13 protein-coding genes are annotated in these 15,762 nt (G+C 52.2%); 7 read left to right on the top strand and 6 right to left on the bottom strand.

The genetic code is table 11. The features are described 5' to 3' along the window. Nucleotides 1-99: 99 nt before the first annotated feature. The 3 genes from AC23NW_RS32295 to AC23NW_RS32285 all read left to right on the top strand — a co-directional run bounded on the left by AC23NW_RS32295 (nt 100) and on the right by AC23NW_RS32285 (nt 3,534). Complete coding sequence (locus AC23NW_RS32295; protein ID WP_487454752.1) at nt 100-1,362, top strand: sugar MFS transporter; 1,263 nt, start codon at nt 100-102, stop codon at nt 1,360-1,362. Between the two features lie 56 nt (nt 1,363-1,418). Continuing rightward, complete coding sequence (locus tag AC23NW_RS32290; RefSeq protein WP_487454750.1) at nt 1,419-2,537, top strand: DUF4861 family protein; 1,119 nt, start codon at nt 1,419-1,421, stop codon at nt 2,535-2,537. A gap of 433 nt (nt 2,538-2,970) precedes the next feature. Next, nucleotides 2,971-3,534, top strand: a complete 564-nt coding sequence (locus AC23NW_RS32285) for a DUF4142 domain-containing protein (RefSeq protein ID WP_293833709.1) — start codon at nt 2,971-2,973, stop codon at nt 3,532-3,534. Here AC23NW_RS32285 and AC23NW_RS32280 read toward each other — a convergent pair whose 3' ends face one another. From AC23NW_RS32280 to AC23NW_RS32265, 4 genes are all read right to left on the bottom strand, one after another. After that, nucleotides 3,535-4,899, bottom strand: coding sequence for a sensor histidine kinase (locus AC23NW_RS32280; RefSeq protein WP_487454748.1), 1,365 nt, complete (start codon nt 4,897-4,899; stop codon nt 3,535-3,537). A 73-nt stretch (nt 4,900-4,972) separates the two neighbouring features. Continuing rightward, nucleotides 4,973-5,503 carry an AAA family ATPase gene (locus AC23NW_RS32275; RefSeq protein ID WP_293833705.1) on the bottom strand — a complete coding sequence of 177 codons (531 nt, stop codon included), beginning with the start codon at nt 5,501-5,503 and terminating at the stop codon, nt 4,973-4,975. Nucleotides 5,504-5,524: 21 nt separating this feature from the next. After that, the gene (locus tag AC23NW_RS32270) at nt 5,525-6,106 is read right to left on the bottom strand and encodes a pseudouridine synthase (RefSeq protein WP_487454746.1); all 582 of its coding nucleotides are present in this window, start codon (nt 6,104-6,106) and stop codon (nt 5,525-5,527) included. An 82-nt stretch (nt 6,107-6,188) separates the two neighbouring features. Next, nucleotides 6,189-6,386 (bottom strand): hypothetical protein, encoded by a 198-nt coding sequence (locus AC23NW_RS32265; RefSeq protein WP_487454744.1) that lies wholly within the window; start codon nt 6,384-6,386, stop codon nt 6,189-6,191. Between the two features lie 115 nt (nt 6,387-6,501). Here AC23NW_RS32265 and fbaA point away from each other — a divergent pair, with 115 nt between their 5' ends. The 3 genes from fbaA (at nt 6,502) to msrB (ending at nt 11,108) form a co-directional block, all read left to right on the top strand. Then, nucleotides 6,502-7,581: a class II fructose-bisphosphate aldolase gene (gene fbaA / locus AC23NW_RS32260; protein WP_487454743.1), complete on the top strand. Its 1,080-nt coding sequence runs from the start codon at nt 6,502-6,504 to the stop codon at nt 7,579-7,581. A 225-nt stretch (nt 7,582-7,806) separates the two neighbouring features. Further along, on the top strand, nt 7,807-10,533 hold the full coding sequence (locus AC23NW_RS32255; RefSeq protein WP_487454741.1) for a DUF5686 and carboxypeptidase regulatory-like domain-containing protein: 2,727 nt from the start codon (nt 7,807-7,809) through the stop codon (nt 10,531-10,533). A gap of 62 nt (nt 10,534-10,595) precedes the next feature. Next, a complete protein-coding gene (msrB, locus tag AC23NW_RS32250; protein ID WP_487454740.1) occupies nt 10,596-11,108 on the top strand; it encodes a peptide-methionine (R)-S-oxide reductase MsrB in 513 nt (170 codons plus the stop codon). On the opposite strand, the gene AC23NW_RS32245 is transcribed toward msrB, so the two are convergent. After that, on the bottom strand, nt 11,105-13,465 hold the full coding sequence (locus tag AC23NW_RS32245) for a penicillin acylase family protein (protein WP_487454738.1): 2,361 nt from the start codon (nt 13,463-13,465) through the stop codon (nt 11,105-11,107). The two genes, msrB and AC23NW_RS32245, sit on opposite strands and share 4 nt — an antisense overlap. Before the next feature lie 119 nt (nt 13,466-13,584). On the opposite strand from AC23NW_RS32245, the gene AC23NW_RS32240 reads away from it, so the two are divergent. Then, complete coding sequence (locus tag AC23NW_RS32240; RefSeq protein ID WP_293833693.1) at nt 13,585-13,974, top strand: hypothetical protein; 390 nt, start codon at nt 13,585-13,587, stop codon at nt 13,972-13,974. Here AC23NW_RS32240 and rpoN read toward each other — a convergent pair. Next, complete coding sequence (gene rpoN, locus AC23NW_RS32235) at nt 13,971-15,422, bottom strand: RNA polymerase factor sigma-54 (RefSeq protein WP_293833691.1); 1,452 nt, start codon at nt 15,420-15,422, stop codon at nt 13,971-13,973. The genes AC23NW_RS32240 and rpoN overlap by 4 nt on opposite strands. Between the last annotated feature and the right edge of the window lie 340 nt (nt 15,423-15,762).

Here is a 15,762-nt window from a genome sequence, read left to right as displayed (position 1 = left end):
TTTTCGGATTATACCTGTCTGGTTAGGGTATATTATCCTGTTTTTTGCCTATACTAGATTGACCTTGTAACACTAATTAAAGCTTAACCCGATTCTTCCATGCAAGCAACGCCTGCTGCGGTCGGCCAACCGGCCGCTTTTACCGAAAAAAAATACATCACCACCCTCGTGTTTGTCACGTCCCTGTTTATGCTCTGGGGCATTGCCATTACCATGGGGGATGTGCTGAACCGGCACTTCCAGAACGTACTGCACGTCAGCAAAGCCGAATCGGGCCTGGTGCAGTTTTCGATTTTCGGCGCCTATGCCGTGATGGGTATTCCCGCCGGTTTATTTATGAAGCGTTTCGGGTACAAGAACGGAGTACTGCTCGGCCTGACGCTGTATGCGGCCGGTGCGTTCCTGTTCATTCCGGCGGCAAATGCCGAATCGTTCGGTTTTTTCCGGATCGCGCTCTTTATTCTGGCCTGCGGTCTGGCTACGCTTGAAACCGTGGCGCACCCGTTTGTGGCCGGCCTCGGCGATGTACGTACCAGCGATCAGCGGATCAACTTTGCGCAGGCCTTTAACGGACTGGGTGCCGTAATCGGGCCCGCCATCGGTGGTTATTTTATCCTCGGCGGTAATACAACCGGTACCGACGATCTGGGTTCGGTTAAATTGCTTTATGTAGTGATCGGCTCCGTTATTCTGGCAATTGCCGTTTCCTTTACGTTTGTGAAAGTGCCGCCGGTACAGGACGCCCATGCGGTCGAACCGGCAGAAGCCGATGCCTATGCTGTTCCGACGACTCCCGACGACCTGAAAGCATCGAAAGGACTGTTCCAGCACCGGCATTTCATCTGGGCTGCCATTGCGCAGCTCTTTAACGTGGCGGCTCAGGGTGGCACATGGGCCTTTTTTATCAACTACGGAGTTGAGAAAATGGGGCTGCCCGAAACATCTGCGGCTTACTATTTCTCGGCCAGCATGATCATGATGATGATCGGCCGGTTTGTCGGTACGTACCTGATGCGGTTTATCGCACCGAATCGTCTGCTGGCGGGCTTTGCGCTGGCCAACATCATCATGTGCGTGATCATTGCCCAAAGCTGGGGCTGGCCGTCGTTTGCCGCACTGCTGATGCTCAACTTCTTCTTCAGTATCATGTTCCCGACAATTTTCAGTCTGGGGCTGAAAGACCTGGGCAAACACACACAGCAAGCCTCCTCGTTTATTGTGATGGGGGTTGTCGGCGGAGCCTTGTTCCCGCCGCTGATGGGCCGCGTAGCCGAAACCGATGTAGCAACGGCCTACTACCTGCCGATTATCTGCTACGCCGTTATTTTCCTGTTCGGCGCCAAATTCTCGAAATCGAAATAACTTAACCCTCCTGCTCCGGACGTGCTCTCCTCAACGGGAGCACGTTTTTTACGCCTATGAAACGTTTCTTTTCTCTCCTGTTAGCCAGTGTCTGCGCGCTGACTGTCTATGCGCAAAAGCCGGTAACCATTACCAACAACAGCGATGCTGCCTTTACCGACGCCGTCGTTGACATTCCGTGGCCGGCCGTGCTGAGCGCTTTCCCGAAGGCCGACACCAGTCAGTTACAGGTACTGCTGGGTGACAAGGCCATTCCTTATCAGTTTGAACGCAAAGGGACAACCGCTGTACAGAATCTGCTCGTGCAACTCTCGGTAGCCCCGAAGCAAACCGTTACGCTGACCTTCCGCAAGGGTAAACCGGCACCGGTGACCGCTAAAACCTATTGCCGTTATGTTCCCGAACGCTACGATGATTTTGCGTGGGAAAACGACAAGGTGGCGTTCCGGATTTACGGCAAAGCCCTGAACGGCCGCTCCGACAATGCCTATGGCAGCGACATCTGGGCCAAACGTACCGATCAGCTCATCCTTAACAAGTGGTATAAACAAAACGACTACCACAAAGACCACGGCGAAGGCCTTGACTACTATCACGTTGGCCTGACCCTCGGCGCGGGTGACATCGGTGTTTTCCTGAACGATTCGATTCAGTTTGTGCATAACTACCAAACCTGGGAAGTGCTCGACAACGGGCCGCTGCGGTCAACATTCCGCGTTACCTATGCGCCGTATGTCTTCAAGGGCGTGACGGTGAATACCACCAAAACGATTTCACTGGACGCCGGTTCGCAGCTCAGCAAAATTGTGGTCGCCATGCAGCACACCTACGGCAAGCCCCTGCCGCTGGTGGCCGGCATTACGCTGCGTCCCGAACCAGGGCAATTGTTGCTGAACGAACAGGCCGGTTTTCTGGCCTACTGGGAACCACAGCACAACAAAGACGGGACCATCGGGGTTGGCTGCGTATTCACCAAAGGGAGCGTCCCGATGCGGAGGCAATACCAGCACGGACTGGCGCAGGTAAGCATTCCGTCGGGCGAAACAGTTACCTACTATTCGGGTGGAGCCTGGGATAAGGGCGGCCAGATTACGTCCGGTCAGGCGTGGATGGCGTATCTCCATAGCTTCAGCCAACAGCTACAGACGCCACTGCTGGTGCAGGTTACCCCCTGAAACAGGCCGGAAAACCACATTTCCCCGACGAAGCCTAAATCTAATTTATTTCTAATTCTTTTGTAATCACGGTCTAACCCTGATGCCGTAATCTTGTACCATGCATTCTAAACGAAGGATATAGTGCCGTATAGACTTCGTACATAGGTGGTTAGCAATATGGTTAGCACAGTGGTAAACACCGGTAACACGTCTATTTACTTACTGTCTGATTTGAATAGCCATCTGGCGTTTCCAGGTGGCTATTTTTTTTCTTTTACAAACGAATCATCATTCAGGTTATAGATTTTTAGGTGTTTCATAATAGCTACCGGGTCCTTAGCGGTAGCTATTTTTGTTTCCCCCTTTCCCGTTCACTCAATTAACCGGTGGCAAAAAAACTATCTACCCGATAGGCTGTTTTGATTCAAGACTCAACAAAACAGATATGACCATGAAACGAGTGACCCTCTTATTCTTTTTTTCGCTTGGTGTCTTCACATTCCAGGCATGTAGTTCAGAATCAAAGAAAAACGAAGATAGTGTCGAACAGGCTGAAGACATGAACGAGGCCAACGAGCCGACTAAAGATGATGATGACGCTGAATTTGCCGTGAAGGCAGCCAGCGGCGGTATGATGGAAGTTGAACTGGGCCGTCTGGCGCAGCAAAAAGCGCAGAGCCAGGCCGTCAAAGACTTCGGTGCCATGATGGTGGAAGACCACTCAAAAGCAAACGAAGAACTCAAAACACTGGCAACCAGCAAAAACATCATTCTGCCGTCGACTATGGGCGAAGATCACCAGAAACATGTCGATGAGCTGAGCAAACTGTCGGGCGCTGAATTTGACAAGAAATACGTAAAAATGATGGTGGACGATCACAAAGAAGACATCGACCATTTCAAGGAAGCAGCCGACGATGCCAAAGATATGGAAATCAAGGCATTTGCCGCTAAAACACTGCCGACCTTGCAGAAGCATTACGATGCGATCAAAAACATCGATAAAGCGATGTAATCAGGCCGGAATACCAACCGGGCAGGTGAGCACAATCAACGTTCCCTGCCCGGCTACCGAATTAATTTCCAGCACACCACCCAGTGAATCCGCCCGCTGCCGCAGAAACAGAAGTCCGTTGCCCCCGCGTTGTGCAGCCGCATTAAACCCGACCCCGTCGTCAGTAATTTCCAGTACCAGCTTATCGTCAGTCAATGAGAGCCGTATGCATACGGTGCCGGCCCTGGCATGCCGCAGGATGTTATGCAGTGACTCCTTGTAAAACAGAAAAATGTCACGCCGCTGGTCAACCGGAATAAGCTCATCCGGCGCAATGGCCATAAAATCGAAGTAAAGCGAGGTAGTGGTCTTTTCAAACAGACTATACGCCATTTCGCGCATCCGGAACGTCAGGTTTTCGTAGGTCCGCTGCGACGAATTAAGGCTCCAGACAATGTCGCGGATGGCACTTAATACTTTTTTCGAGGTCTGGCCGATGGTGTGCAGCGTTTCGCTGACCTGCTCCGGCTGATCATACACCAGCTTCCGGGCCGACCGGCTCAGCATCGTGATCGCACTCAGGTCAGAACCCACTTCGTCGTGCAGATCACGCGCAATCTCATCCCGTATCCGGCTGATTTTCTGCTGCTTCTTTTCATTCTCCTGCAACTGATCGATCAATTGCGCCTGTACACTGATTTTTTCCAGCTCGGTCAGGTGATTCAGCCGCGAAATTCCCAGCGTAAAACAAAGCACCTCCGCCACCACGCCCAGTTCAATGTACGTTACCGGATACCCGAACGGCAACTCAGGCCGGCGGATAAACACCGTCGGGAAGAAGTTGGTAGACAGGGCGAAAATGCAGGCAAAAATAAAGAAAAAGGAGCCAACGATGAAGTAGACCATGACCTGATGCCGCAACCGGATAATCCGCGGCACAATCACCAGTGCACCGATCCCGAGCAGGTATCGGTCAATCGTGTAGATCTCACTGCGGATTGCATCCGGCACCCCGGCCAGCACCAGTATACTGTCGATAAACAGATGCACCACCAACACACCGATCATGCCCCGCAGCAACAGGAAACTGAACCGGTCGTTTTCACGGATATTCATCAGCAGGATGGCAAACTGCATGTAAAAACTAAAGGCAAATGTTTCCATGAACACAACCTTATAGTTCATACCCGGCAGGTACTCTGCCTTGCTGTAATCCCCGTCCAGCAGCCGGAACGTTACCATCATGCAGACGATGTACAGCGCATATTGCCAGTAAATAGCCTTGCGCTGCTGCCAGTACGACAGCAAGCCGTACAGCACCATCATGATCAGCATCCCATCCAGCAGTATCCGCAACTGCGCATAGCTATGCCATACCTCCTTCATCTTTACTTGCTTTCAATATCAGACAAGATCAATGTAGAAACGGTTGTATGATCCGGCGGACAAACAGCAATTTCTACCTGTCTTTGTTGAGTAACCTGTCAATTTCTCCCGTCACGATTGTCCTGCGTTCTTCCCAGCTTCCGGAAACATCTACGTAATTGATACCCCGCCGGATTAACGCCTCCTGAAACATCCTGTAAATTTCCTGACGGCGGTGCCCCAGATCACGCAGCCCGTCGGCAATCCAGGGGACATCTACATTGAGCAGAAAATGCCGGTCATAGGTAATCTCCTGCTCCAGTTCATACAAAACCGGCGGTACTTCATCCAGATAAATCTCTGCGTACAATTCGGTTGTAATGAGATCGGTATCACAAATTACTAATTTATTCGCCAGCGGTATTGCGTTTTTTACAGCAGCGGTCTGTGCTTCGCCGATCCGGACATAATCGTCGGGGGTAAGGTCGTTGGACGTAATCAGATCGCGGGCAACCTCGGGCACAAAAATAGTCTGGTAGTGTTCGGCCAGCTGACGGGCCAACGTAGTTTTACCAACACTTTCCGGACCGTACAGACAGATCAATACAGGTTTATCAATAGCCATTAATCAGGTTGTTATAAATCATTATCGAATGTGCAGGGTCTGTAAAAGCGCACTGCGTCCGACCTCCTGCACATCGCCCGGACGCATTCCGGCGGCGGTTACCCCTTCGATGGCCCAGCGCACAAGCCGGAGGGTCGGAAAGCCAACGGCCGCCGTCATCCGGCGTACCTGCCGGTTTTTGCCTTCGTGCAGGGTCAGGGCAATCCAGCTGGTGGGAATATTGGCGCGATACCGGATGGGGGGATTCCGCTCCGGCAAGTCCGGCTCGCCGATACGCACTGCCCGGGCCGGTAAGGTATGATAGGCCTTACCGTCGACCGAAATCGTTACGCCTGCCGACAGCTGTTGCAAAGCGTCGTCAGTCACTTCACCCTCAACCTGCGCGTAATACGTACGCTGGTGCTTAAACTTAGGGTCCAGCAGGCGGTGATTCAGGCGTTTATCGCTCGTCAGGAGCAGCAGCCCCTCGCTGTCGGCATCCAGCCGCCCGACGGGATACACATCTTTGCCGAACGCAAAGGGCAGGTCGGCCAGCGTCGGCTTATCGCCCTCGCGGCTAAACTGCGACATCATCAGGTACGGCTTATAAATCAGGTAATACATATTTCTATTGAGCGATTGTGTGATTGAGCGACGGCAACCTGGAACCATCCAGTATCAGGAACCACCAGCAACTCAGAACCATTCAGCAACCAGAACCACCAGAACCATTCAGCAACTCAGAACAACCGGAACCATCCAGCAACTCAGAACCACCAGAACCATTCAGCAACTCAGAACCACCAGAACCATTCAGCAACTCAGAACAACCGGAACCATCCGGCAACACGGAACAATCCGGAACAGCAAAGGTAAAAGTCAATCTTTGTATGACAGTAAACAAAGTACAATTAGCGGGGTAATCCAAAAAATAGTACTTTGCAGTGATTTACCCTTCATCAGCCACCGTTCTATACATTAGTAAAGTTTTTCTTTTTATTCTACAATAATAACCTACTATGAGCGAAGTAACTCCGCGCTTCCAACCTGGCGTTATTACGGGTGATGGCGTTTCTGAAATCTTCCGTCACGCTAACGAAAACAACTACGCGTTACCGGCCGTAAACGTCGTGGGTACGAACTCGGTAAATGCTGTTCTGGAAACAGCGAAAGCGGTAAATTCACCGGTAATCATTCAGTTTTCCAATGGTGGCGCGATTTTCTACGCCGGAAAAAGCCTGTCAAACGAAGGCCAGAAGGCAGCTATCGCCGGTAGCATTTCAGGTGCATTGCATGTACACAATATCGCTGAATACTACGGTGTTCCGGTGATTCTGCATACAGACCACTGCGCCAAAAAACTGCTTCCGTGGCTTGACGGCCTGCTGACTGCCAGCGAAAAATATTTTGACCTGCACGGTAAGCCGTTGTACTCGTCGCACATGATCGACCTGTCGGAAGAGCCGCTGCACGAAAACATCGAAATCTGCTGCCAGTATTTCGAGCGCATGGCGAAAATGGGTATGACGCTGGAGATCGAATTAGGGGTAACTGGTGGCGAAGAAGACGGCGTGGATAACTCTGACGTCGATGATTCAAAACTCTATACACAGCCTTCTGAAGTGGCTTATGCTTACGAAGAGCTGAAGAAAATCTCTGACCGCTTTACGATTGCTGCTGCGTTTGGTAACGTACACGGTGTATACAAGCCAGGCAACGTGAAACTGTCGCCGATCATCCTGAAAAACTCACAGGACTACATCCAGGAGAAATACGCAACAGGCCCGCTGCCGGTTAACTTCGTATTCCACGGTGGTTCAGGCTCAAGCCGCGAAGAAATCCGCGAGGCGATTGAGTACGGTGCCATCAAGATGAACATCGATACGGACATGCAGTGGTCGACATGGGAAGGCATTAAGGATTACTATCAGGCTAAAGAAGCGTATCTGCAATCGCAGCTGGGTAACCCTGAAGGTCCGGATTCGCCGAATAAAAAATATTACGACCCGCGCGTATGGCTGCGTAAAGGCGAAGAAAGCATGTCTAAGCGTCTGAAAGTTGCTTTCGAAGACCTGAACTGCATCAACCGTCTGGCCTAACAGGCATATAAGCGGCTACATAGTCCGCTTCAGGATCCCCGTCTTAACCGAGACGGGGATTTTTTTTTAACATGTTTTAAGAACCGCTCCAGACAACCCGCGTGGCTAAATCAGCATCTATTGATAAAGGACTCCGCTCAACCATGGGCTGCGTCCTTTCATTGAAAAGTAGATGATTTAACCATCATTCTGTCGTATTTTGTCATCGCACTAACACCGCATAACATGATTCAGCGTTTAACGATCGTATGTATTTGCCTGTTTATTCAAACCATTGCTCTTGCCCAGACCGGTATCCGGGGCACGATTAAAACCAAGGGCGGTGATCCGCTGCCCTACGCCGCCATCGCGGTAAAAGGCACCCAGAACGGAACAATCTCCAATGCAGAAGGCCGTTATGAGCTGACCCTTGCGCCGGGCAAATATCAGCTTCTGTTCCAGTACCTTGGCTTTCAGAGTCAGCAGAAAGCTATTGAGATCGAAAACGGATTTGTTAACCTGGATATCATCCTGGAAGAGCAGGTGTACACCCTACAGGAAGTTAACGCCAAAACAAGCAACGAAGACCCGGCCTACACCATCATGCGCCGGGCCATTGCCAAGGCGAAATTTCACCAGCTACAGGTGCAGAGCTATACCGCCCGCGTCTATACCAAGGCATCGGTAACCGTAACGGAGCTGCCGATGGAATTCCTGTATAAAAAGCAGCTGAAGGAAGCCGAAACTGAAGCCAACTTCAAAAAAGGGGTCCCGATCCTGAACGAATCGGTGTCGGAAGTGACGTTTAAACAACCGAATACCTACCGCGAGCATGTGATTGCCAACCGTAATACACAGGGGGTTAAGGTGGCTGTCAATGGCTTCTACCAGAGCAGCTTTTACCAGCCTGAAGTAGCCAATGTGGTATCGCCGCTCTCCCCTAAAGCGTTTGCCTACTACAAGTTTGAATACGAAGGTACATTCCGCGAGCAGGGCGTTGATATCAGCCGCATCAACGTCATCCCGCGGTCATACGGCGAAGGGGTGTTCAGAGGCTTTATTTACATCATCGAAAACACCTGGGCCATTCACAGCCTTCAGCTGGAAACACATATCCCGCCGGGAATCAACCTGAGCATCAAGCAGATTTACAACCCTGTCCGGAATGTCTGGATGCCGACCAATCAGCGGTATGATGCCAAGGGGTCGTTCTATGGCGCTAAGTTTACCGGTCAGTATGTCATTAACCTGACCTACAAGGACTTTACCATCAATCCGGCTTTTGTGGAAGAAGTACAGGTGATTGACGAGAAGATCGACAAACCGGCGAACGTGCTGGCTAACCGCGACATCAAGGGCAAAAAGCTGGATGAACTCGTAGCCAAACAAAAGGAGTTTTCGACAAAGAACCTGCGAAAAATGGTCCGTGAGTACGAAAAACAGGAGTACAAGGAACGGAAAGAAAAGAAGGAAGATGTGGCCGTAACACGGAATGACTCTGTCAGCATTGACACGCTGGCCTACAAACGGGCCAGTTCGTTCTGGGACTCACTCCGGTCGGTGCCGCTGACGACGGCCGAACTGAAAAGTTATGTCCGCAGCGACAGTGTCCGGATTGTCCGCGAGGTAAAGGCTAAAACCGACAGCGTGAAAAAAGAAAATCCGGGCATAAAAAACCCGAACCGTAAACACAAGTTTTCGCCGTTTGACCTGGTGACCGGCAATACCTGGCGGCTGAGTAAAACGACTTCGCTGCATTGGGAAGACATTTTGACCACCATTAACTACAACACGGTTGAAGGCTACCACGCTACGGCCGGTTTACAGCTGAATTACCGCCGTATACGGGTGGATTCAACAAAAGGGCGGCAAATCAACGGCAAGACGGTCTACCCTGCCATTAATACTCCCCGCTGGTATATAGGCGGCAATGCCCGTTACCAGTTTGGCCGTGAACAGCTTGTCGGCTACGGAAAGGCTGGTTATGCGTTCAAAAACACAACGGTTGACCTGACAGGCGGGCGGTTCATGTCGCAGCTGAATCCGGAAAATCCGATCAGTCCGCAGATGAACTCGTTTACCACACTGCTGTTTGAGCGGAACCTGATGAAGCTCTACCAAAAGGATTATGTCCAGCTCAATGTGGCGGTCAAACCGATGGAAGGCCGGCTTAAACTGAACGGTAGCCTGGAATATGCCAACCGCACGGAAGTTGCCAATTACCGCGAAAACCTGAAACCCTGGATCGACTGGAAAAACTACGCCTATACGCCGAACCGTGTCCCGAATAACGAAATCGGCACCACGGCCTTCCCGAACCATGAGGCCCTGGTCCTGAACCTTTCGGCTACCATGCGGCTGGCGTCTCCGCACTACTACATCCGCAACGGCCGGAAAATTACCCGGACGAACCGCGACGCACCTGAACTGACGGTCAATTACCGCCGCTCGTTTGGCAGCCTGCTCAACAGCGAAGCCTCAAATTACGACTTTTTGCAGGCCCGTATCGGCCACTCGTTCGAGACGGGTATCCGCAGCCGCCTGAGCTATGATGTGAGCGCCGGTGCCTTCCTGACCAGCCAGCGGGTATACGCACCGGATTTTAAGCACTTCATGGGCAATGAGTTTTTCCTGCAACAGGGTGACCCGGTCAGTGTATTCCGGATGCTGCCGTATTACCAGTACAGCACCGGCAAACGCTTTTTCGAAGCCCACGTGCTGAGCGAGCACCGCAAATTCCTGATTACGCAACTGACCGTGGCCCGTCTGGTCGGCCTGAAAGAAAACCTGTTTGTGCATTATCTGGCGACGCCACGTTCACCGCAATACACCGAAGTCGGTTACGGACTAGACGGCCTGATTCCGGGCGTATTGCCGTTCTTCCGCGTTGAGGTCATCAGCCAGTGGCAAAATACGACCTACAAAGGCCTCGGCTTCCGGGTGGGGACAACGCTGAAGTTTGGCAGGAATTAAGTAGACTGCCATACCTCCCCGAAAGGTTTGAACTTTCGGGGAGTTGAAACAATTACCTAAGCATGAAAGCCAATCACCTGTTTCTTATTGCCGGCCTGCTGCTGATCGGCGGGATACTTGGCTGGCGGTGGCTACACCCGGAACCGGTCCGCAAATCGGCGTTCGAGCGCTCCGGCGTGGTGCCGCCCGATGGTCGCCGCATTGTGAAAACGGATGCAGAATGGCAAGAACTCCTGACGGCTCCGCAGTTTTATGTAACAAGGGAGAAAGGTACCGAAGGCCGTAACAGCAGCCCGCTCACGCCACTGCATCAGGCAGGCGTTTACGCCTGTGTCTGCTGCCGGAACCCGCTGTTCAGCGATCAGACCAAATTTGATTCCCGCACCGGCTGGCCGAGCTTTTATGCCCCCATCGTCCCGAATGCCATCTATACCGACTTCGACGGTCGCCGCACCGAGGTACTTTGTTCGGTCTGCGATGCGCATCTGGGCCATGTTTTTCAGGAAGGCCCCGCCCCTACCGGACTCCGGTACTGCATGAACGGAATCGCCCTGACCTTCAAACCCGCCCGCTAAGGGGTCAGCCGGATTGTTTTTTCGGCGGCTGACTGCACTTTTTCCCGCGAGAAATACACCGGAAAATACCCGTTCTCGGCCCACAGCCCGAACAGGTCGCGGTAGTGCGGGTTGTCGGGATCGCCGGACTGCCCGGGCGTGTTAATACCCATTGTCCGGTCCCAGTCTTCGGTATCGACCAGAATCCGGAACGACGCGCCGTGGGTCTGGTTCAGCGCCGGCCCCGTCACGTTCGGCGTTTCGGCATAGCCTCCCCGCGCCACCGGTCCCAGATTGATTTTTTTCTGCATCTCCGCATCCACCAGACCACTTAGCGGATGGGTCAGCGTAATGTGTTTGTTTTTGGTCTGGCCATACTGCCACTCCTCCATATCGGGGCCAAGCCGTTTGGCCAGCTCATCCGTGGCCCGTGTCAGACTGGTTAACAGCAGGCTGTCGCGGCGGGCGACCGGAGCCGCCACCACCCAATCAATCATCCGTTTAGTGGGCAGGCTTGTAAAATAGGTACGGGCCTTTTCCGGCACCGCTTCTTCGTACAGCAACCGCCGCAGCTGACCCTCCCAGGCTACATACATCGCAGCCGGTACCGAATTCGGCTCCAGCCGGTAATCCCAGCGGCGCAAATAACTCAACGCCCGTTCGGTTTTATCGTCGGATGACGACAGCAGGGCCAGAAACGGCACCAGCGTCCGCGCAGGCAGCGACAGGTAGTCGGACTGTAGCTGCATGAAATCGGCCATGGTTTTACGCTGCCCGTTTTTGAGGACTTCTTCGATCCGGTGCGCCCGCGACGGACTCGACCAGATCCAGCCCACGGCATTACGGTGCCGATAGTCTACCGGCGTCAGGTTGTTATTGGCCGTAACGATTACGCCATCGGCCGGATTTTCCTTATGCGGTAACTGGCTGATGGGCAGGTAGCCCGACCATTCATAGCGGCCATCGCCCGGCACCGGCACCAGTCCCGTCCAGTTTTTCCGGACAGGAGCCAGCCCTACTGCCTGCCAGCCGATTTCAGGCTTGCGCCCCGCCGCAGGCCGTGTGGCCCAGATCATGTTTTCGCCCGGAATCCGGCTCAGCAGACAGGCCTGCCGGAACTCCGTCCACGACTTCGCCTGATTCATCCGCAGACTGGCCAGATAGGGCGCGCAGCCCTTTTCGAGCCATCCTGCCCGCACGGCATATGCTTTATGGCGGGCTTTATCCTCAAACACAACCGGTCCGTGGCGGGTATATTTCAGTTCGACCGATACATCCGGCTGGCCTTTTACCTGAATGGTTTCCTTCCGTACCCGCATGGTTTCCCACCTGCCTTTGTAGCGATACTGCGCCGGATTGCCGGGATTAATGTCATATACGTAAAGGTCTTCATTATCCGTATCGAAAATTGTCAGCCCCCAGGCACCGTAGTCATTGTGGCCAATAGAGATACCCGGCAGCGTAGGTTCTCCCCCGCCGACTACATGCCAGCCCGGGGCATCGAGGTGCACCCAATACCGGAGCGAGGGCGTCGACTGGGTGCGGTGCGGATCATTGGCCAGCATCGGATACCCGCTCGCCGACTGGTTTCCGTCGATCACCCAGTTGTTGGAACCCACATATTGCTTTTCGGTATCGAACCATTCCTGTACTTCCTGCGCTGATAACCCTACCTTCCCCTGCTCTTTCTGAAACTTCAGCGGCAGCCGGAACGCTTCGTAAAGCTCCAGAATCGGCTGGAAGAGAGCCTCGCCGTCGACATGCAGCTTCAGGTCAGGCTCACCGTCTCTGGTAACCGGATGAAACCACTGCAGCTCCTTTACTTTTTTTTCACCCAGCAGGTGCACCAGCCGCCCGTAGTTCAGCTCTTCGCGGATGTTGCTCAGCAGCCCCTGATGCCGGCTGATTACCACTTCAGGAGTCCAGAAACCAGGCTTAGTGTTCAGCACTTTAAATTCGAAAGGAAGCTTCTCCGGCGTTTTCAGTATCTCGCGGATATAGGCATTGATCCCCTCGACAAAGGCCCGGACAATGACCGGCCCGTGCGGGTGATAGTGCCGTAATTCAGCATCCAGATCATTGGTTCTAAAGGTAAACAGCCGCGTTCCGATGTCGCGTTTCAGCTCCTGCGGGCCCAGTAGTGCGGCCACGGTACCGGTCGCCTGCCGGCGCCATAGCTCAAACTGAAACAGCCGGTCCTGAGCGGCCGAATAGCCCTGGGCAAAAAACAGATCGTGTTCGTTTTGGGCGTAAATGTGCGCAATGCCCCATTTGTCGCGGATGATTTCGACCGGTTGTTGCAGACCGGGAAGCTTTTGTGCAACACCGGTTGTCAGGGCAAAACAGAGTAAGTACAGGAGCAGGTAGCGGTTCAGCATCGGATGAAGCAGTTGTCTGTTGTAAAGATAAAATTCAGCCGATAAATACCTACCGTTCGGCATTAGCGCTTGGCAAATCAGCAAAAAAGCCTTAGTATTAACCGGCTATTTACTGCTGTATGACCTCCGAGCCAGACGACATAACGCCCCTTTCCGGTAGCGATCTGCAACCTTATCTGCATACGCCTGCGCTGCTACAGGCATTGTTAAAACAATTGATCAAGGATTTTTCGATGGCCCGTGTGCAGTTGCCCGTCGCTTGTGAAGAGGCCTATTCATTTGAACGGCTGAGGCAGGTTATTGCCGACACCCTGCGCGATCAGGCACCGCACTCTGCTCAGCTCCAGAACGTTTTTTACCGGGTTGATTTAACAGAAAAACTGGTAAGGCAGGCCCTGCATAACCATCAGGGCGATACCTTACCAGTGATCGCAGAATTGATTATTAAACGTGAATTACAAAAAGTAGTGATTCGCCATTGGTATCAGCAAAATGATTCGTCGACTTAAAGTTGTTTACGCAGGCGGGCTACCGGAATGTTCAGTTGTTCGCGGTATTTAGCCACCGTCCGGCGGGCAATGTTGTAGCCCCGGTCGTTCAGCATCTTCTCCAGCTTATCGTCTGACAGCGGGTTAACTTTCGGCTCGTTATCAATCAGTTCCTTCAGGATATTTTTCACTTCGCGGCTGCTGACATCCTCGCCTGAATCGGTCGAAATCCCTTCCGAGAAGAAGTATTTCAGCGGATAGATGCCAAACTCGGTCTGCACCGATTTGCTGTTTGCCACCCGCGAAACCGTTGACACGTCCATGTCGATCAGCGTCGCAATGTCCTTCAGAATCATTGGCCGCAGTTTCGATTCATCGCCCGTCAGGAAGAAATCGTACTGAAACTTCACGATGGCGTTCATCGTCTTCAGCAGCGTTTGCTGGCGCTGCTTGATGGCGTCGATAAACCACTTGGCTGCATCCAGGCGCTGCTTAACGAAGGTTACCGTTTCGCGCAGGTTTTTGTTATTCTTAGTGCTCTTGTCATACGTATCGAGCATCTCCGCAAACGAACGGCTGATTTTCAGCTCGGGCGCGTTTTTCGAGTTCAGGGTCAGTTCGAGCTTACCACCGCTATTGGTCAGGATAAAGTCCGGAATCAGGTACTGTGCCGTTCCGTCCTCCCCCTCTACTGAGCCCGGCTTCGGGTTCAGTTTGGTGATGATGGCAATCACTTTTTTCAGCGTTTCATCGCTGATATTAAGCCGCTTCTGAATCTTATCGAAGTGTTTTTTCGAAAATTCATCAAAGCTCTCATGAATGATCTTGCTCGCCAGCCGTACACATTCGTCGGTCTGGTCTTTGCGGTCCAGCTGCAGCAACAGGCACTCCTGCAAGGTACGGGCACCAATGCCGGGCGGGTCAAAGGTCTGCACCTTTCTCAACACCAGTTCCAGCTCCTCGACATCGGTATAAATGCCCTGCGCAAACGCCAGGTCATTGACAATTGCCTGCAACGACCGCCGGATATAACCGTCGCTCTCGATACTGCCGATCAGCTGCAATCCGATTGCATGTTGCTCAGGACCCAAGCCCAGATAACCGAATTGCTGAATCAGTGAATCCGACAGCGTTGACCGCATGGCAATAGGCATTTCACGGTCTTCATCACCGTAAGCATCACCCTGCATTTTGTAGCCTGTATAATCTTCGTTATGCAGGTAGTTGTCAATGTCTAAATCGTCGGACCGGTCTTTGTAATCATCATCATAATCATCCGCGAACGGATCATCCGACTGGCTATTGTCGTCGTAATCGTCTGCGCCTTCCTCCAGGGCTGGATTAATTTCTAATTCCTCCTCAATTCGCGCATCCAGCTCGGCCGTCGGTATTTGCAACAGTTTGATAAACTGTATCTGCTGGGGGGACAGCTTCTGTTGCAACGACTGGTTTAGGCTCAATTTCTGCATAGTACATAAACGGGATTAAGGTCTTATCGAACGTTGAGTCGTATGAAGCGGGCTGCATTTACGCCCATCCACAATTATTAGACCAATTTTACGTTTTTTTTGGTTGCTGCGAAAAATTATCTCTAAATATCTTTTTGTGTATAGCTGACACTGTAGCCTGTAATAGACCTCAACTTCCTGATTTACGTCACATTATTCCTTTTGCCATCGTTTTATTTTCTGATCGAATGGTACTCAAAAATAAGTATACCTATAGACCGATTGATTAATACAACTCAAACGGTAATAGTAACAGGGCAACCCTGTAGTTTTGGTTATTCTTGTGCGGATAGTTTGCCGG

The sequence above is a fragment of the Arsenicibacter sp. R0_47 genome, from assembly GCF_057652235.1.
The sequence above is the reverse complement of the archived record's forward strand: the minus strand, read 5'-3'. Positions and strand labels throughout refer to the sequence as shown.

Bases quoted from the DNA above. Each gene is read 5' to 3' on its own strand.
- AC23NW_RS32290 (WP_487454750.1), top strand. From the start codon at position 1,419: ATGAAACGTTTCTTTTCTCTCCTGTTAGCCAGTGTCTGCGCGCTGACT.
- AC23NW_RS32240 (WP_293833693.1), top strand. From the start codon at position 13,585: ATGACCTCCGAGCCAGACGACATAACGCCCCTTTCCGGTAGCGATCTG.
- AC23NW_RS32280 (WP_487454748.1), bottom strand. From the start codon at position 4,899: ATGAAGGAGGTATGGCATAGCTATGCGCAGTTGCGGATACTGCTGGAT.
- msrB (WP_487454740.1), top strand. From the start codon at position 10,596: ATGAAAGCCAATCACCTGTTTCTTATTGCCGGCCTGCTGCTGATCGGC.
- AC23NW_RS32270 (WP_487454746.1), bottom strand. From the start codon at position 6,106: ATGTATTACCTGATTTATAAGCCGTACCTGATGATGTCGCAGTTTAGC.
- AC23NW_RS32255 (WP_487454741.1), top strand. From the start codon at position 7,807: ATGATTCAGCGTTTAACGATCGTATGTATTTGCCTGTTTATTCAAACC.
- AC23NW_RS32275 (WP_293833705.1), bottom strand. From the start codon at position 5,503: ATGGCTATTGATAAACCTGTATTGATCTGTCTGTACGGTCCGGAAAGT.
- AC23NW_RS32295 (WP_487454752.1), top strand. From the start codon at position 100: ATGCAAGCAACGCCTGCTGCGGTCGGCCAACCGGCCGCTTTTACCGAA.
- rpoN (WP_293833691.1), bottom strand. From the start codon at position 15,422: ATGCAGAAATTGAGCCTAAACCAGTCGTTGCAACAGAAGCTGTCCCCC.
- AC23NW_RS32285 (WP_293833709.1), top strand. From the start codon at position 2,971: ATGAAACGAGTGACCCTCTTATTCTTTTTTTCGCTTGGTGTCTTCACA.
- fbaA (WP_487454743.1), top strand. From the start codon at position 6,502: ATGAGCGAAGTAACTCCGCGCTTCCAACCTGGCGTTATTACGGGTGAT.
- AC23NW_RS32245 (WP_487454738.1), bottom strand. From the start codon at position 13,465: ATGCTGAACCGCTACCTGCTCCTGTACTTACTCTGTTTTGCCCTGACA.